Source organism: Furfurilactobacillus sp. WILCCON 0119 (genome assembly GCF_053471565.1).
In genome coordinates this window covers 47,890-69,300 of sequence record NZ_JBPCCV010000004.1, presented here as the reverse complement: position 1 = coordinate 69,300, position 21,411 = coordinate 47,890, and the positions used below count along the sequence as shown (strand labels likewise).

The following is a 21,411-nucleotide window of genomic DNA, read 5'->3' as shown; positions in this document are numbered from 1 at the left end:
CTACCACCCATCGTAACACGAAATGAGTGGTAGTTTTAGTGTCTCAACTTACATTATTAATTTCCGGTTGTCGTGACCGCTTGATTCGTTGTCGTTGTGCCCCCGGTTGAGGCAGATGATTCACTTGAAGCCCCGCTATCGGTAACCTCGGTGGTCGAGTCCGCCGATTTCATCACAGCACCAGTAAATGCGTTAACCCGTTTGATAACCACATTACCTGTGCTCTTCGATTTAAGCGCCACAAACCACGTTGGTACATAAACATTATTATTCGTCACCTTGAGCAACCGTGAGTACGCCAACTTCGACCACACGACCTTCGTGTTGTTTGCCAGCTCGTTATATTGATACAACCAAATCAACGCCTTTTGTTGGCTAATCGTCGTCGTCTTTTCACGCAGCGTCTTTGCCTGAACAACATAGCTCTGCGTGTAGCTTAGCACCTGTTCCTTCGCGCCCACCCGAAACCGTAATTGCCCAGATGGTGCCATGATCGTGCCAGATGGGAGCTTTTGAACATACACAACTTCATTCTCAGAGACTTTTGACAACTCCGGACTATAAACATATTCATCACCAGCCACGACGTTTGTCGGGTTCTTAATGAAACGATTCAACGCCACCTGGGCGGAACCCTTGGTCACCGTCAACGTTTGGTGCAAATAACTCGTCAGTTCGGTTGAGTTAAACCGGACGTCTTGGTAACTCAAGTTAGTAGCACCAGCACGTAACTTTTCTAGCCCTGGTTTTGTCGAGACGTAATAACCTTCAGCCTCTTTTGTCGAAGGGGAGGAAAAAGTAATGCCATCGTCCCTCATTTCATGAATGATGGTTGATGCGTCATTACCGGTGTGTTGCGCCGATTCTGTAACGGTTGAGTCACTCTTCTGCCATGAAACGAACAAAAAGATGTCGATCGCCACAAACGCGACAATGAAAATCCACTGAATCTTACGAAAATCCATGGAACCGCCCCTCCCTTCTAATTTTGTTGGTTGGTCAAAACATCTTGATAGGCCTGCCACTTGCCATTCAAGTAGACGTAGTACGTTGGTTGTAAATCAACAACCTGTTTGGAATCGTAATTATTTTCCCATTCATAACCCAAAACAATGTCCTTAATTTTATCGCCGTTCACACCCACAGCAGCAAGTTGGTCCAAAACCGTCTGGGTTGCTGGTAACGTTTCCGTGCTGTTTGAATCCGTTGGCAACGGGACCTGTAAGTTCGTCAGCGTAAAGTTGATTTCTTCAGTTCCAGCCCGTTTGTTTTTAACCTGAACGGCCCCAAAGTCGGTTTGGTTGAAAATTGGAAACCCTTCAACATATGACCGGTACGTCACCTGCCGACCATTATCTTCATTATTGAAGTACCGAATCGAGTCCAGGGTCAACCCGGTGCTGGTTAAACCGGAGAAACTCTTCTTCAGATTATTGCCAAGGTCCTTCGTGATGTGATTATTGGCATTGTAATCTTCAAACGTCGTGGCGCCCGTCTTATCCGTCACCGTTAACCGTTTGTACGACCCATCAAAGTAAATCGTGTGACCATTGCTTCGCCGGACGTTAACGGAACTCGCCTCACCAGCGTTTAGCAGCGTAGTCACAAAGAAACTTTCATTTTGCTGACCGACTAAGTAACTGTACTTAGCAACCTTAACGGGATCCGTATAACACGTGAGCGTGTGATCCTTATAAACGGTCTGTGTCACCGGATAACGTTGATCCGCGTCCGCCAGCACTGTTCGGATTTGTTTTAACTGTTGGTGTGCAACAGAGATCTGGTAAATCGCCTGGTTATCGTCGTTCAACAGATACATTTCACCGGGCTTAGTCGTTGAAAACACAATGCGGGAGAACCGGGCGCTCGTTGACATCAGTACCTGCTGGTTATATGAATCGTTGAAAATTGATCGTCCGATATTATCCGCGTAGTTCAGTTGAACCATGTTTTTCTTTGCCAACAACTGCTCGTAAGTCTTCTTATCCCCCTGGCTAACCTTCCGAAAATTCGTCATTCGCCAGTTCTTGATTTCATTACGAATCGTTGTGACCAGGTTGACCTTCGGATTGTAAATCGAAGTCGACTGCCCGGACTTGTTGGTGACAATCACTTGTGTTGGTAAATAGATGTCCGCGAGTGTCCGGGTCGTCACCGTCGATCGCGTGGTGCTTGTCGCAGTTGTTGTGCGTGACCGGTCATAACGTGCTGGGTTTGTCCAAATGACGAGGGAAAGGCCAACACTAATCAACACCAGTACAAACAGTGTCATCGGTAAAATCCCGTGTTTAAGTTTAGTCCACATCCCAATCATCCTCCTCGTCAAACTGCTCGAACGGTAATGAAATGTAGAACGTAGAACCCTTTCCTTCGGTGCTGTCGACCCAAATTCGTCCGTTCAGCATCTGAATGACTTCCTTTGAAATGGCCAGTCCTAATCCAGTCCCGCCTTGTGCCCGGGCCCGGGCTTTATCAACCCGGTAGAACCGGTCAAAGATGTGACTGATGTCTTTACGTGGAATCCCTAACCCCTGGTCAGAAATACTCATGATCACTTGGTTATGCGTCTCTAACAGCCGACACGTAATTGTGCCCCCATCTGGTGAATACTTGATCGCATTATTCATGATGTTATCCACCACTTGGGTGAACCGGTCTGTATCAATTTCAACCCACAGATCTTTATCCGTAAAGTCTCGTTCAATGTGATACTGCTTTTGGGGATTGTCATCCGTTTTAAGCATCATGTCGAACCGGTCTAGAATGTAGTTGAATAACTCATTCAAGTTGACCGTTTCCATCTCTAACTTTGTCGTTCCAGAATCCATCCGACTCAAGGACAGAAGGTCATTCACCATCCGAATCATTCGTTCAGTTTCGTCCTGTGCCACATGGAGAAAGTTTGGAGCCACTGCTGGATCTTTCCAAGCACCATCTACCAATGCGTCAATGTACGAACGAACGGAGGTCAACGGTGTCCGTAATTCATGGGACACGTTAGAAACGAATTGACGCCGATCAGCTTCTTCCTTTTGTTGTTCAGTAACATCATGCAACACACACACCAAACCAGAAATGAAGCCTGATTCACGTTGAACCAGCGAGAACGAAGCATGTAAGATCAAGTCTTGACCCTCATGGGAAAAATCAAGCGTCATTTCGTCCTGATCCTCTAACAACTCACGGAGCGTATACCGATCGCGAATGTTTAAAACATCAAGTAATGACGCATTTTCTGCCTGTTCTTCATCAACGTCCAAAAATTCACGGGCTGCTGAATTGATGATGTTGATATTCCCGCGCCGATCCGTTGAGATAACCCCATCACTCATGTGGGCCAACACAGAATCCAACCGGCGGCGTTCCGCCTCCGTTGATTCTTGAGCCTCTTCCACCCGAACAGACAGGTTATTAACGGCACTAGCAAGCTGGCCTAATTCATCGGTTCCATAGACCCGAACCTGTCCAGAGTAATCTCCCTGTGCAATTTGAACCGTTTGTCGTTTCATTTCATCAATCGGCCGCGTTATTGCCCGGGAAATAACGACCGACATAATCAGGCCCAAAACGATGGCAATTAGGGCCGCCGACAGGTAAATCAAGGTGATGCTGTTCACACTTTGATAAACGCCTTCCAATGAGGCCCGGATGTATAAGACCCCCACTAGGGAGTTCCCATTTCCACCAGAAGAACTCATTAACGGAATGATTGAAACGTAGTAGCGTGTGTTATCCCGCGTGTCGTACACATCACGCTGATAAGAACGGTTATTATAGATGGCGTTCTTGACGTTATTATCCGTGGTCTTTTGACCAACCACCGTTTGATCATTAACGTTACTCGTGCCACGCACCGTTCCCTTACTGTCGATCACCCGGATCTCAGTAATGTTCGAATTATTCACGTCAGACAAAATACTTTTAATGCGGCTATTTGCGGACGACGTATTGTTTCGAACCAGTTGATCCGACAAGGAATTTTCAATGTACGTTGGCAACTGAATCTGCTGTTTGAAGCTACTTAGGTTCTGTTGCTCCAATTGGCGGACGAAAAAAGCCCCGACGATTTCCAACGTAATCAGTAACATCAGGGCAAACACAAGCGCTATTTTAAAATTTATCGATTGAAAAAAACGAATCTTCTTATTCACAGTCAGGATTACTCCACTTTTACACTAATCTGTTTCAGGGTTGCGTAAGTAGTACCCAACCCCACGACGAGTGACTAACCATGTCGGATGACTTGGTGTATCCTCCACTTTTTCACGTAATCGCCGCATGGTTACATCGACCGTCCGGACATCACCAAAGTAATCGTAGCCCCAGACCGTTTGCAATAAATGTTCCCGGGTCATGACTTGACCAATGTGCTGGGCTAAGTAATGAAGAAGCTCAAACTCACGGTGCGTCAATTCAATGTCTTCCCCACGTTTTGAAACCATGTAGGCATCGGGATCGATTTTTAAATCGCCGACTTCAATCACATTGGATTCAGCCTCAGCATTGTTGGCATTCTTAACCACAGTATCTTGCCGACGTAAGTTTGCCTTTACCCGCGCCACTAATTCTCGATTTGAAAACGGCTTGGTAACATAGTCATCGGCCCCAAGTTCTAAGCCCAAGACCTTGTCAATTTCAGAATCCTTTGCCGTTACCATAATGATTGGCGTCGTGTGCTTTGTCCGAACCTGCCGGGCAACCTCCAATCCGTCAACTTTTGGCAACATCAAATCTAGTAAGATCAAATCAGGGTCTTCTTCGTCAACCTTAGCAATGGCTTCTTCACCATCAGCTGCGGTCACAACTTCGTACCCCTCTTTTTCTAAATTAAATTTGATGATATCAGAAATTGGCTTTTCATCATCAACCACTAAAATTTTACTCATTTAATAACTTCCTCCACCGAAGTGCGTATTTAAATACGAAAGACTAAGGCTCGTTACCGCTTCATTTAAGGGTAACCTTACATATTATAGCACAGACCACCTGTGGCTTAATCCTGATGAATCCCCGCCATTCGCCAATTATTTCAAAAAATGCGTGCAAACTGATGATGAACATGCTATGATATCTAAGTTGCTTTTAGTAGTTCCGTGGTTCCTACTGGCACATCCAGTTTCATCGCAAAAAAGTTCAGGCTTTTTTCAAAAAATTGTTGTCAGACAAATAACCATATGATACTATATAAAAGTTGAATTGATATGGATCGCTAGCTCAGCTGGCAGAGCAACGGACTCTTAATCCGTGGGTCCAGGGTTCGATCCCCTGGCGATCCATCATATAACATTAACCAGCTTTCACGAAGCGTTAACTCGCCGTGGTTGCTGGTTTTTTTGTGCGCTCAAAAGCACTTTTATTAAACATGGCAACATTACCAGCCATAAAAATAATCCTTCAAATCCCCGTCATATCGCGGTCGCATAGAATCATTGCTACCAATCACAACCATAATTGCCTACACTAATTTCAGAAAGCAAGGTGATTACTTTGGAATTTGGCCAACGTTTAAAAAAGGCACGGCTTGATAAAGGCTTGACGCAAGAACACGTCGCAACCGATTTTATGGTCACCCGACAAACAATCTCGAGCTGGGAAAATCAAAAATCCTACCCTGACATTCTTAGCCTCATTGCCATCAGCGACTACTTCGATATTTCGTTAGACATCTTGTTAAAGGAGGACGCCAACATGCAAACCTATTTAAAGAAGAAAGAAGTTGAAAAACGGCTTCGACCACTGACTGCATTACTCGTTACTGTCGACATTATTTTTATCATCTTAATGACGAGTGATTCATTCAACCTGATCAAACTGTCACACGACTTATCTTTAGCCATTTTTCTCTTTGGCATGATTAACGTTGCGGCGTTATTTATCCTTAACAACCTTAAGGAAATATTGGGCATCAATCATCATTCTAAACGTGGGCGAGAAATCATGGCTCATTTGACTTCAAGAAAGGCCCTCGCTGCTTTAATCCTGACGCTAGTGATCGGGATTATCCTCACCATGGCCAATCTTCCTTCATTTGGCGGCTTCCTAATGGGCTTAGCCGTCGTTCTTCTGGTTAATTGGCTAATCCTGCACAGTATGAACAAAACACGCCATCGCTAACTCAGACTTTCTTCCAGGGACGCTAACCATAAGTTATTGGCCGTTTGGTGATACAGTTGAGTTCAATGATCAGTACCGAACCTAGCCATCACAGGAGGAATAACACATGCAACCAATGAAGGCCGTTTTCCATGTAGATGAACCCAATAAAATCGAACACGCCTTGAGAAATCTTCATAATTTCTTGGCTATTGCCCCAACTGCTGAACTCGTTCTAGTAATTAACGGTGACGCAATTACAGGATTCACAGACCCCGTTTTGCAAGCTGCCATGGCACAATTGCCAACGGTCGCCTTTCACGCATGTCATAATGCAATGAACTCACATAACCTCTCCGAAGATGACATTCCTGCATTTGCCACGATTGTTCCAGCGGGCGTGGTCGACTTAGCGGAATTACAAAGCCGTGGTTTTGCTTACATTAAGCCTTAATGGCGAAGCGCAACATAAGCACCGTTTCACGTGAAACAACCGCCACCAAATTTAACAATCATGAAACCTTGATGATACGTAAAGGGCTAACACAATGACGAATCACTAATTGTCATTTGTGTTAGCTTTTTAAATTCACATCATGACATAGCATTATCACCTCAAACATTCACCACCCTCCTTCAGACATTTTCACGTATGTCACTTCAATAATTTTCCGTGAAAAACAGCTCATTTTGGCTTAGTATAAAATTATTACTAATTCGATAACTGGTGATTAGTAATGATAATTAAAGCCTTAAATCTGGAGAACCTCATGAAAAAAGCCCTCATCCTATCATTATCAGTTCTTACACTTCTGGCTCTAACTGGCTGTCAGAATAGCGCTACCAGTGAAAATGATTCACTCTTAGATCATCCTTCTTTAAAAAAAACCACCGTCACTGACTCAAATCATTCAGTCACTGACCAGTCGTCCTCAAGTTCAACAACTAGTGAACACGACGCTTCATCAACGCCGGTGTCCCTTAGTTACCAGCAAAAACGACAAATCAATGATTCATTTTTAACTTGGGCAGATGGGCGTGCTTTAATCGGCCACATGGCAGTTAGTGATTGGTACTTTGACCACGGGGCTGCGGGAAGTGGCGATTGGTATGCAAATACGCCTGATGGGCGTGTCCAAGTTCAGGACAATGAAAACCCTGGTGCCAGCGCCTTCAGCATTCATTCAGTGGGTGGCTGTGTGTTTTATAAATCCAAAAATGGTGACACCGGTAAGCAAGACTTGTATCAGGGCTCTTTTGCAGGAAACTACAATGCCGGTGGAATGGATTTTGATAAACCAGTCAGTAAGTATTTGCTTGGCGATAACGGCGTTGTCTATGAACTAAAAACCGGTAATGGGACACCTGTTTCGACAAATACAGGCTTTGGTCAAACCAGTGGCGAAGGAACCACTGCTCACGAACCAGATGAACAGTTTGAAGTGTCTGCTGATACGGCTGCTCAAACAGAGTTAAAAAAATTGATCAATCAATATAAATAACACATGAAAAAGGCCGCTAACTTCCGTTAGCGGCCTTTTTCCCATCAAGCAATTTATTTTGAATTTAATGCTAACACAACAAAGTTCAATAAGAATAATGCGGTGATCACCCACAGAATTGGGCTAATTTCGTTAAATTTACGTTTGGCCGATTTCACTAAGATATAGAAGATAAACCCAGCAGCAATTCCGTATGAAATGGAATAAGAGAACGCCATGAAGGCGGCCGTGAAGAACGCTGGCACCGCAACTTCAAGATTTTCCCAATCAATCAGCTTAAATTCATTCATCATCATAATGCCGACAACAATCAAAATTGGAGCGGTTGCGGCACCCGGAATAACGTTAACAAACGGAGCAAAGACTAAGGATAATGCAAATCCGGCAGCTACTGTGACAGCAGTCAACCCGGTCCGTCCACCGGCCTTAATCCCAGCAGAAGCTTCAATGAACGTCGTTGTGTTTGACGTTCCTAAAATCCCGGCGAACATGGTTGCAAACGTATCCGAGACTAGCCCCCGATCCATTTTAGACTTAAAGCCTTTACCTTCATAAAATTCTTTTTGATCTGCTTCAGAGAAGATCCCGGTCGACATCCCCGTTCCAATGAATGTTCCGATTGCATCAAACAAACCGGAGAGTCCCATCGAGAAGACCGTTAAAATCACCACTAAGATATGTCCAGGCGTGGTAAACATGGACCCGAGTCCCTTACTTCCCAGTGCCTGCCCAAAAATCGAACCAAAATCTTTAAACGTTGTGTGGAAGGCAGCCAATCCCTGAACATGGGTATTAGTCACTCCCATCGGAATTCCAATTAGCGTTGTAATAATCACAGAAATAATAAACGCACCAGGTACGTTCATGATAACCAATAAGATCAACACCACTAATCCGATCAGCGCTAAGAGCACTCCCGGTGTGTTAAACAGCGCGATTCCTGGCGTTGTTCCTGAACCAGACATCACACTCTCAATCGCATGGTGGATCGTTTGCCCATGGTAAGCAGTGTCATTGACTGAAAGGATGCTTTTAGACCCAATGTTAAAGTTCAAAAAGCCGGCATTATTTAAACCGATGTAAGAGATAAATAACCCAATCCCCGCTGCAATCCCGTGCTTCAGCGAATTGGGAATTCCCTTAACGATCATCGCCCGAACCTTGGTTAGGGTGATGATGACGTCTACCAACCCTACCAGAAAGACCATCCCGAGCGCTTGTTGCCACGTAAAGCCAAGGCCAAATACAATCGTGTATGTAAACATCGCCTGCATCCCTAACGACGGCGCCAAAGCATAGGGTAAGTTTGCAAAGAGACCTGTAATCAACGTCCCCACAATGGTGGTTAAAATCGTTGCCAAGAACACCCCTTGGCTCGGCATCCCCGTTAATGAAAGCACAGCCGGATTTAAGAAAATAATGTAGGCCATGGCCACAAACGTTGTTAATCCCGCCAACACTTCGGTTCGAACGTTGGTCTTGTTCTCAGATAATTTAAAATAATGTTCTAGCAATTTCCTTATCCTTTCTGTGACAAAAAACAGCCGCATCTGTGTCTTGCACACAAATACGACTGTAAAAAGAAAAGTGACGTAATACAAAGATACTTGTACTACGTCATTAACCAATGATGGACTTCCCCATTTATGGAGTCTGTGGCAAAACACGTTAACGACTCGTATGAAATTGTTTGATTAATCGTTACCGACTAATAAGAGTTGTCTATTAGTATAAGCACTCCACCATTTTTTGCAATAGTCAATTTACTGCCAATGAACTTTCGACCTCACGGGTAATGAAGTCAGCCATTTTTGCTTGTGGTAGTGAGGCCGTTACTAACCAATCTAATAGCACGCCCCGCAGACCGTGTTCAATGTATTGCCAGCAATACTTCCGCTCAGTTTTTGTCGTGTAACTACTGTGAGCAAGGTCGCGTTCAATCGCCAATGCCATTGCTTTACCTAAAAACTGACTGTTCGGATTACTGAGCAACGCGTGCATTAATTGCTTTCGCCGCCCCAGGAAAACGAGCAATTGCGTTTGAAACTCATGCAGAATTTGGGGAGCACTAATCTGCAGATCATCATTAAACTCACCAATCAGATCAAGCTCAAGCTGCTCTAACAGTGCATAAATGTCCTCATAGTGCAGATAAAACGTACGCCGATTAATATCAGCGAGCTCCGCCACTTCGGCCACAGTAATTTTATCAAACGGCTTCTGTTCTAACAGTTCAGTAAACGCCTGTTTGATGTTTTTCTGTGTTCGTAAAATTCGTCGATCACTCGGTTGATTCATTATTTACACCACCATTTTTCTCATATGTGTATTATGACACAGATGGGAAAATTTGTTTATTGTTTCTTCTTCATTCCGACTTTATATTAAACACCATCAACAACAGCATGCAGGAGGATGATAACAATGACAACTTTAAACTATGATACTTACATCGACGTTCGTGACAGTTCAACCCGGAACATTCCGGCCGGGACAGAAGACCTTCAGTGGGTCGCTAACACAGCCACGCTTATCTACGGTGACCGTGACGCCGTCTTGGTTGATACGTTTTTATCAATTGAGGCGAACAATAAACTCATCGACTGGATTAAACAGCACAAGGTCAATTTGAAGTTTATCTACATTACCCATGCCCATTCCGATCATTTCTTTGGCGCTGCAATGCTCAAAGACGCCTTTCCAAATGCCAAGGTCATTGCCACACAAGCCACGGCTGACGCCATTCCTGCCGTCATTATGCCAGCAATGGTGACCACCGTTTGGCAACAGCTTTTCCCTGGCCAGGTGCCAGCACATTTAGTTGGCGCGGATGAAGTCGTTACTGATCAATTCGAGTTGGAAGACCATCAGATCGACATTTTGAGCGATAACTTCACAGACACGCACGATTCGACCAGTTTATGGGTCCCAGATCTCAAATTAATTGTCGCTGGTGACGCAACCTACAACGGCGTGCACCCTTTCATGGCTGAAACGACCCTTGATGCCCGTAAAAATTGGATCAAGGTTAATGAACACATGAAGACCCTTCACCCAGAACACGTCGTCGCTGGCCACAAAGTGCCCACAAACGATGATGATCCCAAGATTCTTGATGAAACGATTGCTTACATTTCCACCTTTAACGAACTGGCCGAAACCACTCACTCGGCTGATGAACTGTATCGCGAAATGATGACGCGCTACGGTACCCGGATTAACCCCGGTTCCCTGTGGGGCGTGTCCCAGTCAATCTTTCGGTAACACAAAAATAGGCCCTTCAAGTCAGATTTTTCTAACTTGACGAGCCTGTTTTTTGTAAGTTCAATCGTTAGCGTTAAGAAACGCAATCATTTTCTCTGCAACCAGCTCTGGCACTTGCGCCTGGCCGTAGTGGCCGGCACCAGGCAACATTTCATAACGACCACGTCCCGCTGGCATCGCACTTACGAGCGCCTTTGCTTCTTGCTCAGGATTCGCAAAGTCATGGTCTTCACTCCCCATCAAAATGAGGGTGGGCACGGTTAGCTGGCTCAGTGCAGTGCCCGCTTGTTTAATGGTTGCCACTAGCTGCTGGCCCACTAAAATCCCATGGCCACCTAGTTTTTCGATGCCTGCCAACAAATCTCGCACGGTACCCCAGTGGGTATAATAAGACCACAGTACACTTGCTTCCCGTGACCACGCAAATCAACCGTCGTCACTTGATAGCCCCTCCGCTTCCACACTTTAAATGTGTTGCTGTTCCAAATGACTCCGGTCAAACCCTTCTAACGCTAATAGGGCAATTTTACGATTCATTCCACCGGCGTAGCCTGTCAGTGCCCCATCTGTTGCAACCACCCGGTGACACGGGATGATGATGGAAATCGGGTTGTGACCGACAGCACCACCAACGGCTCGGGCAAGCTGGGCCGCCTTTGCATCATCATCCGTGACCAATTGTGCAACTTGCTTGTAGGTCAGGCTTGTCCCGTAAGGAATCGTCGCCAACGCTGCCAGGACTGATTGCCGGAATGCGGTCACTTGTGGTGCTAATTTTAACTCGCCGATATCTGGTTGTTCGCCAGCGAAATATGCTGTCAGCCACACCATTGCTTGTTTAATGGGTGCCGATTGTCCCACCGTCACGTCGGCCAAATCAAACCCGGCCCCATAATACTTCTGATCCGCAAACCACAGACCCATTAACGCTTCCTCATCGCTCAGTAAGACAATATCTCCCAGTGGCGATTGATAATGACTTTGATACAGCATGTCGTTTACCTCCTCTTGATTAACACCACTCGTTTTGTTTTCTAAATTATACGCTCAAATACGAAAATTGCTGTCATCTAAACGTTGCTAAATTTTCAGATCATCATCATCCATAAAATAATCATGCTATAATCATTAATGTTTCTAAGCAGGAAAGTAGGAAAGCTCATGAATAAAATTCGTTATGGGATTGATGCACCGCTCGTCCCACTTCTTTGGTTTCTCGGTGGCCTGGGCGTCTTAATTGGCGTCGCGGTTAGCCACGATTATGCCACCTGGCCAATCAGCCTTATCTTTGGCGTTGTTTTACTGATTGGTAGCGGGTTGTTTCTTCACACTTCAATTCGTGGGAAGTTTCTCATTTGGCAAAAAATCATCGCTCAATTATCGCTTCCTGACACAAGTCACGTGCTTGATCTTGGCACTGGTCATGGCGCTGTTTTGATTCCGCTAGCCCAAAAATTAATGGCTGACGGTCAAGCCATCGGGGTGGATCTGTGGCGAAATCGTGATCAGTCCAGTAATTCATTAGCGGCTACTGAAGCAAACCTTAAGCTAGCTGGTGTTGCAGACCGCACCAAGCTTATCACGGCCGATATGCGGCATTTAACCCTTGAAGATAACCAGTTTGATCTCGTCGTTTCTAGCTTTGCTTTTCACAACATTAAGCCAGCTGCTGATCGGATAACGGCGCTCCATGAGGCGGTTCGTGTGTTAAAACCTGGTGGGCAATTACTTATTGTTGATACCGATCACAACCTAAAAGCGTATGCAGCGGCACTGCACGACTTAAAAAACATCACCACGAAATCTTGCGGCCTAAACGGCTGGTGGTCCGGTCCGTGGATGGGTTCTTACATGATTAGCGGCGAAAAATAAGCATGCACAATATTCCTTTTCTATGCAAAAGTCCCGGTCAACTGACCAGGACTTTTTTTATTATCGGTCCACATGTCGCAATGCTTCCAAAACGTGTGGCACAAGGGGATTTTGGTTCGTAGTGTTAACAACCGCATCGATTGTATACCGCTGTCCAGCCGCTTCCGCCCATGGTACAAACGTCATGTGTGAATCCAAAGGGGCAGGTAAAAGACCGCTCGGGTAAAACGCAACGGCCTTATTTAACGACACAAGTAAATTCATTTGTTCAACGCTGGTTACGCGATGAACTTTTTTATCATTAGCCAACTGCGGCACGCTCGACACAAAGCTTTCACGTAAAAACGTTGAATTTTCGGGACTATAGTACAGAATCGGCAGTTCACCAATGTCCGCTCCGGCTAACGATTTCTGGCGACTCAACGGATTCAGCTTACTGATTCCCATCACCATTGTGCCCGTAAAAATTGGCACCGCAGTGACAGCGGGATTTTCAATCATCACTGGGTGCCCGTAACTGATGGAAAGGGCAACGTCCAAAGTCCTATCTACCACTGCATGAATGAGGTGCTCATTACTACCCTCGGTTACCGTCAACTGAAGGTGCTGATCTTGATCAAGCAATTCATACAAGACACTTTGTAGTAACCGCTGTTCAAACGCTGAGAAATAACCAACTCGAAGCCGTTGCTGTTCAGTGGCCTTAGCACGTTGAATTTCTGCTAAAACATTCGTGTAATTGTTAACAATATCCTGTGCTGATGCGTAAAACAAGTGTCCTTGTGTTGTTAATGAAATGCTGTTTTGCCCACGCTCAAATAACCGAACCCCCAGTTCATCTTCCATCATCGTCATCTGTTTTGATACCGCTCGTTGTGACAGATACATCTTCTGAGCAGCTTGCTGAAAACTCCCGTATTGAACCACGTTTAAAAACGTTTTTAGCCGTTCAATTTCCATCATCATGCACCCTTTGACCCGAACCAGTGGTTGCCCAGGCGAACCTTTTGCTCAATTTTAAACCGCTTCATCACGCACTATGATAAGCGTGGGTGATGAATCACTTACCGCTATTATACAGACACTTTATTTTTAAAATCTATTGATCACTAAATAACATACTTGCTGGAGGAAGCTTATGTCTACTCATAATTATGACGTCGTTGTTGTCGGAACTGGTGCGTCAGGAACAAGTGCTGCCGTTACCGCAGCGCAACGTGGTGCAAAGGTCTTACTGTTGGAAAAGGGCCGAAACACCGGTGGAAGCAGTAACTACACGGAGGGCCTCTTTGCCGTTGATTCTTACCTACAAAGGGAACAACACATTAACGTTTCCAAAACCGCCGTGTTGAAGGAAGAAGTCACCTATTCCAAGTTTCGCGCTGATTCACGCATTTGGCGAAACTATATTGACCAAAGTGCTGACACCGTCGAATGGCTCAAGGACCAAGGGGTGGAATACGAGGGCGTTCAGGCCATGGGTGATGGCGAAGCAACGTGGCACATCTACAAGGGCATGGGGAACGCGGTCATCCACGACGCCCTGCTTCCAAAGGCAGAAGCGCTTGGTGTTGACATCCGCACCTCGACTGAAGCCACCGCCATCGCAACGGATCAGCAGCACATCACCTCAATTACCATCCATGACCTTGCCACGGACACGACAGAAACTATCACCACAGCAGCCGTCATCTTAGCAACCGGTGGCTACCTCAATAACCACCAGTTAATGCAAACTGACACCCACTACGATACAGACCGGTTGGTGACCGTTAGCTCCGGTAAAGGCACCGGTGACGGCCTTCAAATGGCCTGGAATGTTGGCGCAGAGCAGTACGGCCTCGGGACCGCCATGCTATTTGGTGGCTACCTAAACGACCCTGACGAACCATCGTTTAAAATGATGGGCTCAGAAATGAACGCGGCCGCCGGTCAGCAACCACTTCTATGGGTCAACGAAGACGGCCACCGGTTTGTCGATGAAAGCGTCGTTTATAACTTCTCATACGCCGGTAACGCCCTCTACACCCAAAATAAAGTGTTCAGCCTCCTAGATTCTTCAGTCATTGAAAAAATGGCAAAAACGGGAAATTACATGGGCCTCGGGGTCTACGTCAAACGTGGCCAGAAAATGACGAAGCTTCAAGAAGAAATCGACGCCGCAGTGGCCGCCGAAAGACCGTTTATCATTAAGGCTGACACCGTTGAGGAATTAGCAGCGAAAATGCACGTTGACGTCGCTAACTTGACCAGCACGATCAACCAATATAACAATGATACCGCTAATCATCAGGATACCGAATTTGGTAAGGACGCCCAGTACATGGTGCCGTTAGAAAAAGGCCCATTCTACGCGTTTGATCTCAGTGTTGGCGCCTTTTGTACCATGGGTGGTCTAAAAGTAACGCCTGAAAATGAAGTCCTTGACGATCACGGTCAGGTCATTACCGGACTTTACGCCGTCGGAAACGACGCCTCTGGCCTTGCCGGTGACACATACGGGCCAAACATGCCCGGGACCTGCGTCGGCTATGCCTTTTATTCAGGCAGAACAGCTGGTGCTCATGCCGCAACCCTCGCACAGGGCTAATCGAATCGCCAAAATCGTTAGATAAAATCATTGACAGATTTTTAAAATCCAGTATGCTTATGAACAACAAATACATCATGCCGCTTTAACTCGATCCAGTGAGGTCGATAAGCTAGCTCAATCATAATCCACAATTACGTCACCAATGGGGAGACTGAACGGTTAGCCGGGCAGAAGACCATTGGTTTTTTTGTGCCCAGGTGGTTGAAAGGAATGTTCATTTTGAAACCAATCATTCTTGCATTAGATGTTGCCAGTCTTGCCGCGACCGATCAGCTACTAGACCAGCTGACCCCGCACCATCACCCCGTTATCAAGGTGGGGATGGCCCTCTTTTATAGCATGGGCCCAAGCCTCATCACCCATTTACAGGCCCGGGGGTGTGACATCTTCCTCGACCTTAAGCTTCATGACATTCCGACAGCCGTTGAACAGGCCGCGTTTCAAATTGGCCAGCTTGGTGTTCAGTACACCACTGTTCATGCCCTTGGCGGAACCAAAATGATGATTGCCGCCAAACGAGGGCTTCGGTTCGGCGCGTTAACAGCCCACGTCACCCCGCCCAAACTCCTTGCCATCACAGAATTGACGTCCGTTTCAGAACTGGCGCTCAATCACGAACAGCGGGTCACTGGAACCATGACGGATCAAGTCAACCACCTCACCGCTCTTGCCAACCAAGCTGGCGTTGACGGCATTATCTGCTCGCCACAAGAACTTCCCCGTCTCCGGCAGTGGGTTCCTGACGACTTTCTTCTGGTCACACCGGGCATTCGCCCCGTTGGCAGTACCACAGATGACCAATTACGAACCATGACACCAACGGCCGCCATTGCCGCTGGCAGTTCAGCTCTCGTCATCGGTCGCCCCATTACCCAGGCAGCCAATCCGTTAACCGCCTACCAAGCCGTTATAAAGGAGCTCGCCACATGCTAATTCAACCCACTCAGACTGCCATCTTAACGAATGAGTTACTAACGCTTGGCGCCATAAAGCTCGACCCACAGCACCCGTTTCAACACCAAAGTGGGTTAATGGCCCCCATCTATACGGACATTCACGCAACGATTGGCCGCCCACCACTTCGCCAACTGATCGTGTGTTGCTTAGCTGATCTGATCACCACTAGGTTCCCTGAAGCGACCGTCATTATGAGTCCGTCACCCCCCGATCTTCCTTACGCAGCACTGGTTGCCGAAGCGCTTGCTTTACCACTTGTTGACGCGACAGCAACGAAGGGCCAACCAGCGATCCGCGTAGCCAAAACGGACCACGTGGTCTTGCTAACGGATGTCATCACTACCGGTAATCGCCTTGTTGAAACCGCTGCGAACGTCCGTCACTCAGGGGCAACCGTTTCTGGTCTTGCCACCATTTTTGATTATCAACTGCCTGATGTCGTTACGACGCTTACCGACCATGATGTTGCACCAGCTGCACTCATCACTTATTCACAATTGTTGGCTCAGCTGGTTGATCAACATGCGCTAACCCGGGCAGATAAACTCCTTGCAAAGACGTGGCAACACGATCGCTGGCACTGGCGGGCCATTACCCTTTAACCAACAAACAAGAGCCCTTTGATCAGAAATTTTCTCTGATCAAAGGGCTCTTTTCATTGTTTCATGTGAAACACACCACTGTTACTGACTTACTTTAGCGATTCGTCCCTGTTCAATGTAAACGGACAAAATGGCAATGTCGGCTGGGTTGACCCCTGAAATCCGACTCGCTTGGGCCAGTGTTTCCGGTTGAATTTTAATCAACTTTTGCCGGCCTTCCGTTGCTAAACCTTCAATCGCGTTGTAGTCCATGTTCGCTGGGATGGTTTTTGCTTCCATCCGCTTCAGCTTTGCGATCTTTTCTTCAGCCTTCTTGATGTAGCCGGCGTACTTCAGCTCAATTTCCACTTGTTCGACAACCCGCCGATCAAGTGGTTCTGCTGGGGCCTCAATAAACTGCATTACATCAGCATACGTGACTTCTGGCCGCCGTAAGAAATCGGCTGCCAACACACCATCCTTCAATGGCGCATCATTATGGTCAGCCAACCACGCGTTGACCTGCTCGTTAGGCTTAACGCGAACTGACGCTAACCGCTTCAGTTCACCCTCAATCGCTGCCTGCTTGTCTTCAAAATGATCGTAATGGGCGTCATCAACCAGACCAAGGTCATGGCCCATCGCCGTCAACCGCAAGTCTGCGTTATCATGCCGCAAGATCAGCCGGTATTCGGCCCGGCTCGTCAACAACCGGTATGGTTCCTTGGTTCCCTTAGTCACCAAGTCGTCGATCATGACACCAATGTAGGCGTCTGAACGCTTCAACGTAAAGTCAGCTTGGCCAAGGGCCCGCCGACCTGCATTGATTCCGGCAATCAACCCTTGCCCAGCGGCTTCTTCATAGCCAGACGTTCCGTTCATTTGCCCTGCTGTATACAGGTTCTTAATGAGCTTCGTTTCTAGCGTATTGCGTAATTGGTATGGGGCCACAACATCGTATTCAATGGCGTAGCCTGGCCGCATCATTTCAGCGTCTTCAAGTCCCTTAATGGAGTGAACAATCTTTTGCTGAATTTCTTCTGGCATGGACGTTGATAGTCCCTGAACGTACCATTCATCCGTCTTACGACCTTCTGGTTCTAAGAATAATTGGTGGCGATCCTTATCGGCAAACCGCACAATTTTATCTTCAATTGACGGACAGTACCGGGGACCAACCCCTTCGATCACACCGGAAAACATCGGTGCGCGGTCCAAATTTTCACGAATAATTTCGTGGGTGTGCTCATTGGTATACGTTAACCAACAGCTCAGTTGGTTCTTCACGTCAATGTATGCTTCGTCTGGTGTGTCAAAACTAAAGTGGTTTGGCACGTCATCACCAGGTTGTTCTTCCGTTTCATCATAATGAATCGTTCCACCATCCACTCGTGGTGGGGTTCCGGTCTTAAACCGTTCCAGATCAAAGCCTAGTTCTTCCAAGTTTTCAGACAGCTCAATAGATGGTTGTGAGTTATTCGGGCCCGATGAATACATCAGTTCTCCGATGATGATCTTTCCTCGAGAAGCCGTTCCGGCCGTCAACACAACGGATTTGGCCTCATAGTGCGCACCAGTTGCCGTAATCACCCCGTGACAAACGCCATCATCCACCATTAATCCAGTAACCACCCCTTGCCGTAACGTCAGGTTTGGTTCCTTTTCCATGGTGAGCTTCATTTCTTCGTGGTAGGCGTGCTTATCTGCTTGCGCCCGTAGCGCCCGGACAGCAGGGCCCTTCCCGGTGTTCAACATCCGCATCTGCACGTATGTCTTGTCGATGTTTCGCCCCATTTCGCCACCAAGGGCGTCAATTTCACGCACAACGATGCCCTTGGCTGGCCCCCCAACAGATGGGTTACATGGCATAAAGGCCACCATTTCAAGTGAAATCGTCATTAAGAGCGTTTTGTTCCCCATGCGGGCTGCCGCCAGCGCCGCTTCAGAACCAGCGTGACCAGCACCCACGACGATAACGTCGTACTCACCAGCCTGGTAAGGCTTTCCTTCTGAAATCATGTCATTTAATCCTTTCATCATCCGCCACGCGGATCGTTCCCCATGGAACTACGTTATTTACCTAAACAGAATTGCGAGAACAGCTGGGTCAGCAGTTCATCCTGAACGGAATCCCCGGTAATTTCACCCAGGAGGTCCCACGCCCGGGTCATGTCAATCTGAACTAAATCGACCGGCATCCCCGCAGCAATCCCGTTCATCACGTCATCCAGTGCTTGCATGGCCTGGTTTAACAGCCCAATGTGCCGCGCGTTTGTGACCATCACCGTCGTTTGGCTATTTTCAATCCCGCCAAAGAATAGATCGGCAATTTGATCCTCAAGCTGATCCATCCCGTCGTTGGTCAAAACGGACGTCGCAATCACCGCACTCTCACCGACCGCCGCCTGCAACCCGGCCAAGTCAACTTGCTGTGGTAGGTCCGTTTTGTTGAGGATGACAATCCGTTTGCTATCGGCCGTTGCGTCAATTAACTCGCGATCCTCAGCCGTTAAGGGTTCACTCCCATTAATGACCAGCAGGACCAGATCAGCGGCTTCCAGCGCCCGTTTAGAGCGTTCAACCCCAATTTTTTCGACCTTATCATCCGTGTCACGAATTCCGGCTGTATCAACAAGCTTCAGCGGAACCCCCTTCACGTTCACGTATTCTTCAATGACATCACGGGTTGTCCCGGCAACATCCGTTACGATTGCCTTATCCTCATGAAGTAAGTGGTTCAACAAGCTGGACTTCCCTACGTTTGGGCGCCCGATAATGGCCGTTGCCAGGCCTTCACGAAGCACCTTTCCTTGCTGGGCCGTTGATAAAAGTTCGGCAATTTTGGCTTTAACATCCGTTGCCTTTTCTAATAGCAGCCGGGTTGTCATGGTTTCAACGTCATCGTATTCTGGATAATCGATGTTGACCTCAACCTGTGCTAACACATCCAAAATATCTTGGCGCAGGTTCCGAATCAACGTTGCCAGATTACCATCTAATTGGTTTAACGCGACCTTCATGGACCGGTCCGTTTTTGCACGAATTAGATCCATCACGGCTTCGGCCTGAGAGAGATCGATTCGACCGTTTAAAAAGGCCCGCTTTGTGAATTCACCGGGTTCTGCCAACCGGGCGCCATGGCTCAACAACAGTTGCAGAATTCGGTTTGTCGCAACGATCCCACCGTGACAATTAATTTCAATCACGTCTTCACGGGTAAACGTCTTTGGCGCACGCATTACGGACACCATCACTTCATCCACTTCATCCCCGTTAACGGGATCGATCACGTGGCCATAATTAATGGTGTGGCTGGCAACCTGACTGAGGTTGCGGCCCTTAAACACTCCTTGTGCCGTCGCCACCGCGTCTTCACCACTTAGGCGAACGATGGAAATCGCCCCTTCACCAGGTGGCGTTGAAATGGCGGCAATGGTGTCGAATTCTGTAATTGCTTGAGACATATGAGCTCCTCTCGGCTGGTTTAACGGCATAAAAAAAGTGCCACCCCACGCGTAAATACACGTGGGAAAAGCACTTTGACTACTTTAACCAGTAATTGTTCATTTTGAATGTGTATATCTTAAAGGCATCGCCCGAATTTGTCAAACGATTACCGCGGCGTAACGACGACGCTCCGCCGTGGTTCACGCCCCTGTGAAAAGGTGGTGACGTGATCATTTTTAGCAAGCTGACCATGGATCACTTTGCGCTCGTATGATGGCATGGGATCCAACCGGATGTCTTCCCCACTGGCAATCACATCCCGGGCCGTGGCATCTGCCAAGCGGCGCAACGTGGCGGTCCGGCGATCCCGGTACCCGCTAACATCTAACATCAGCTCAAAGTGTTGCATCCCGAGCCGCAGCATAAACGTTTGGCCCAGCACCTGAAGGGCGTTGATTGTCCGGCCGTGGCGCCCGATCAATAACCCTTCTTGTTCCGTCATAAACGTAATCGTTGCACCGTGGTGATATGTTTCAGCCTCGGCGTCTGCATCAACCCCAATCTCAGCTAAAACATCCAGCAGGTAGTTGGCAACTCGCTCCAAGTTGGCGTTGAGCCGTTCCTGATTGGCTTCCTGACGGGCCCGTAATTCAGCCGACGACAAACTGCCGCTAGCTTCCACCGACGTCGCTGGTTCGGTCACAGTGGCTGCTTGGTGGCTACTAGCATGGGGATGGGCCCCCTCGCGTTCACGAACTGCTGCCGTAGCTGTTACATCCCGGGCCAACTCCTCGTCGCGCACAGCAGCGTTTTTTTGATTCGTGGGCGCTGTAGTTTTATGTGGGTGATCGACCGGGGCCGCCGGATGGCTGGAACCACCGGCGACTTCCGCCGCGTCTTCATGGGCATTTCCGGTCACCTGCACACCCGTTTTTACACTGATCTCCACAACGGCAGCTTGCTTTAAGCGACCAAACCAGCCCGTGATGGGTTCACTGATCACCTTAATTTCGACCCGATCGCGATCAAGTTGAATCTTTGCTAATCCCGTTTGAATCGCGTCTTCAACGGTCTTTCCTCGATACTGTGCCAACGGTTTGTC

20 protein-coding genes and 1 tRNA gene are annotated in these 21,411 nt (G+C 47.5%); 9 read left to right on the top strand and 12 right to left on the bottom strand.

The genetic code is table 11. The features are described from left to right. Nucleotides 1–56: 56 nt before the first annotated feature. Genes ACRYI5_RS07435 through yycF form a run of 4 tightly spaced genes read right to left on the bottom strand, consistent with a single transcriptional unit; the run spans nt 57 to nt 4,886 of the window. Nucleotides 57–965, bottom strand: coding sequence for a two-component system regulatory protein YycI (locus tag ACRYI5_RS07435; protein WP_448224831.1), 909 nt, complete (start codon nt 963–965; stop codon nt 57–59). Between the two features lie 17 nt (nt 966–982). Further along, on the bottom strand, nt 983–2,305 hold the full coding sequence (locus tag ACRYI5_RS07430; protein WP_407880925.1) for a YycH family regulatory protein: 1,323 nt from the start codon (nt 2,303–2,305) through the stop codon (nt 983–985). Continuing rightward, a complete protein-coding gene (gene walK / locus ACRYI5_RS07425) occupies nt 2,295–4,151 on the bottom strand; it encodes a cell wall metabolism sensor histidine kinase WalK (RefSeq protein WP_448224830.1) in 1,857 nt (618 codons plus the stop codon). The genes ACRYI5_RS07430 and walK overlap by 11 nt, the downstream gene beginning before the upstream one ends. A 24-nt stretch (nt 4,152–4,175) precedes the next feature. Next, entirely contained in the window at nt 4,176–4,886 is a 711-nt protein-coding gene (yycF, locus tag ACRYI5_RS07420; protein WP_407880928.1) for a response regulator YycF, read from the bottom strand. Between the two features lie 317 nt (nt 4,887–5,203). On the opposite strand from yycF, the gene ACRYI5_RS07415 reads away from it, so the two are divergent. The 4 genes from ACRYI5_RS07415 to ACRYI5_RS07400 all read left to right on the top strand — a co-directional run bounded on the left by ACRYI5_RS07415 (nt 5,204) and on the right by ACRYI5_RS07400 (nt 7,595). Next, a tRNA-Lys gene (locus ACRYI5_RS07415) sits at nt 5,204–5,276 on the top strand. Nucleotides 5,277–5,487: 211 nt separating this feature from the next. Continuing rightward, nucleotides 5,488–6,114 carry a helix-turn-helix domain-containing protein gene (locus tag ACRYI5_RS07410; protein ID WP_448224829.1) on the top strand — a complete coding sequence of 209 codons (627 nt, stop codon included), beginning with the start codon at nt 5,488–5,490 and terminating at the stop codon, nt 6,112–6,114. Between the two features lie 106 nt (nt 6,115–6,220). After that, nucleotides 6,221–6,547, top strand: a complete 327-nt coding sequence (locus ACRYI5_RS07405; RefSeq protein WP_448224828.1) for a DsrE family protein — start codon at nt 6,221–6,223, stop codon at nt 6,545–6,547. A gap of 316 nt (nt 6,548–6,863) precedes the next feature. Beyond that, the gene (locus ACRYI5_RS07400) at nt 6,864–7,595 is read left to right on the top strand and encodes a hypothetical protein (protein ID WP_448224827.1); all 732 of its coding nucleotides are present in this window, start codon (nt 6,864–6,866) and stop codon (nt 7,593–7,595) included. A gap of 53 nt (nt 7,596–7,648) precedes the next feature. Here ACRYI5_RS07400 and ACRYI5_RS07395 read toward each other — a convergent pair whose 3' ends face one another. Next, complete coding sequence (locus tag ACRYI5_RS07395) at nt 7,649–9,109, bottom strand: NCS2 family permease (RefSeq protein ID WP_407881062.1); 1,461 nt, start codon at nt 9,107–9,109, stop codon at nt 7,649–7,651. 244 nt (nt 9,110–9,353) lie between these two features. Continuing rightward, on the bottom strand, nt 9,354–9,893 hold the full coding sequence (locus ACRYI5_RS07390) for a TetR/AcrR family transcriptional regulator (RefSeq protein ID WP_407881064.1): 540 nt from the start codon (nt 9,891–9,893) through the stop codon (nt 9,354–9,356). 126 nt (nt 9,894–10,019) lie between these two features. Here ACRYI5_RS07390 and ACRYI5_RS07385 point away from each other — a divergent pair, with 126 nt between their 5' ends. Continuing rightward, on the top strand, nt 10,020–10,859 hold the full coding sequence (locus ACRYI5_RS07385) for an MBL fold metallo-hydrolase (protein WP_448224826.1): 840 nt from the start codon (nt 10,020–10,022) through the stop codon (nt 10,857–10,859). Nucleotides 10,860–10,919: 60 nt separating this feature from the next. On the opposite strand, the gene ACRYI5_RS07380 is transcribed toward ACRYI5_RS07385, so the two are convergent. Both ACRYI5_RS07380 and ACRYI5_RS07375 read right to left on the bottom strand, forming a co-directional pair. Further along, nucleotides 10,920–11,228, bottom strand: a complete 309-nt coding sequence (locus tag ACRYI5_RS07380; RefSeq protein ID WP_448224825.1) for an alpha/beta fold hydrolase — start codon at nt 11,226–11,228, stop codon at nt 10,920–10,922. Between the two features lie 96 nt (nt 11,229–11,324). Then, nucleotides 11,325–11,852 (bottom strand): methylated-DNA--[protein]-cysteine S-methyltransferase, encoded by a 528-nt coding sequence (locus tag ACRYI5_RS07375; RefSeq protein WP_448224824.1) that lies wholly within the window; start codon nt 11,850–11,852, stop codon nt 11,325–11,327. 168 nt (nt 11,853–12,020) lie between these two features. Between ACRYI5_RS07375 and ACRYI5_RS07370 the strand changes: the two genes are divergently transcribed. Beyond that, complete coding sequence (locus ACRYI5_RS07370) at nt 12,021–12,731, top strand: class I SAM-dependent methyltransferase (protein ID WP_448224823.1); 711 nt, start codon at nt 12,021–12,023, stop codon at nt 12,729–12,731. Between the two features lie 60 nt (nt 12,732–12,791). Here the strand turns inward: ACRYI5_RS07370 and ACRYI5_RS07365 are convergent, their stop codons facing one another. Continuing rightward, nucleotides 12,792–13,691 (bottom strand): LysR family transcriptional regulator, encoded by a 900-nt coding sequence (locus tag ACRYI5_RS07365; protein WP_448224822.1) that lies wholly within the window; start codon nt 13,689–13,691, stop codon nt 12,792–12,794. Nucleotides 13,692–13,869: 178 nt separating this feature from the next. Here ACRYI5_RS07365 and ACRYI5_RS07360 point away from each other — a divergent pair, with 178 nt between their 5' ends. From ACRYI5_RS07360 to ACRYI5_RS07350, 3 genes are all read left to right on the top strand, one after another. Beyond that, entirely contained in the window at nt 13,870–15,321 is a 1,452-nt protein-coding gene (locus tag ACRYI5_RS07360) for an FAD-dependent oxidoreductase (protein ID WP_448224821.1), read from the top strand. Nucleotides 15,322–15,540: 219 nt separating this feature from the next. Beyond that, nucleotides 15,541–16,257 carry an orotidine-5'-phosphate decarboxylase gene (gene pyrF / locus ACRYI5_RS07355; protein WP_448224958.1) on the top strand — a complete coding sequence of 239 codons (717 nt, stop codon included), beginning with the start codon at nt 15,541–15,543 and terminating at the stop codon, nt 16,255–16,257. Then, complete coding sequence (locus ACRYI5_RS07350; protein WP_448224820.1) at nt 16,251–16,883, top strand: orotate phosphoribosyltransferase; 633 nt, start codon at nt 16,251–16,253, stop codon at nt 16,881–16,883. Before pyrF ends, ACRYI5_RS07350 begins: the two co-directional genes overlap by 7 nt. A gap of 81 nt (nt 16,884–16,964) precedes the next feature. Here ACRYI5_RS07350 and mnmG read toward each other — a convergent pair whose 3' ends face one another. From mnmG to jag, 3 genes are all read right to left on the bottom strand, one after another. Further along, entirely contained in the window at nt 16,965–18,881 is a 1,917-nt protein-coding gene (gene mnmG, locus ACRYI5_RS07345) for a tRNA uridine-5-carboxymethylaminomethyl(34) synthesis enzyme MnmG (protein WP_448224819.1), read from the bottom strand. 53 nt (nt 18,882–18,934) lie between these two features. Then, the gene (gene mnmE / locus ACRYI5_RS07340) at nt 18,935–20,326 is read right to left on the bottom strand and encodes a tRNA uridine-5-carboxymethylaminomethyl(34) synthesis GTPase MnmE (protein WP_448224818.1); all 1,392 of its coding nucleotides are present in this window, start codon (nt 20,324–20,326) and stop codon (nt 18,935–18,937) included. Nucleotides 20,327–20,475: 149 nt separating this feature from the next. Next, entirely contained in the window at nt 20,476–21,402 is a 927-nt protein-coding gene (gene jag / locus ACRYI5_RS07335) for an RNA-binding cell elongation regulator Jag/EloR (RefSeq protein ID WP_448224817.1), read from the bottom strand. Between the last annotated feature and the right edge of the window lie 9 nt (nt 21,403–21,411).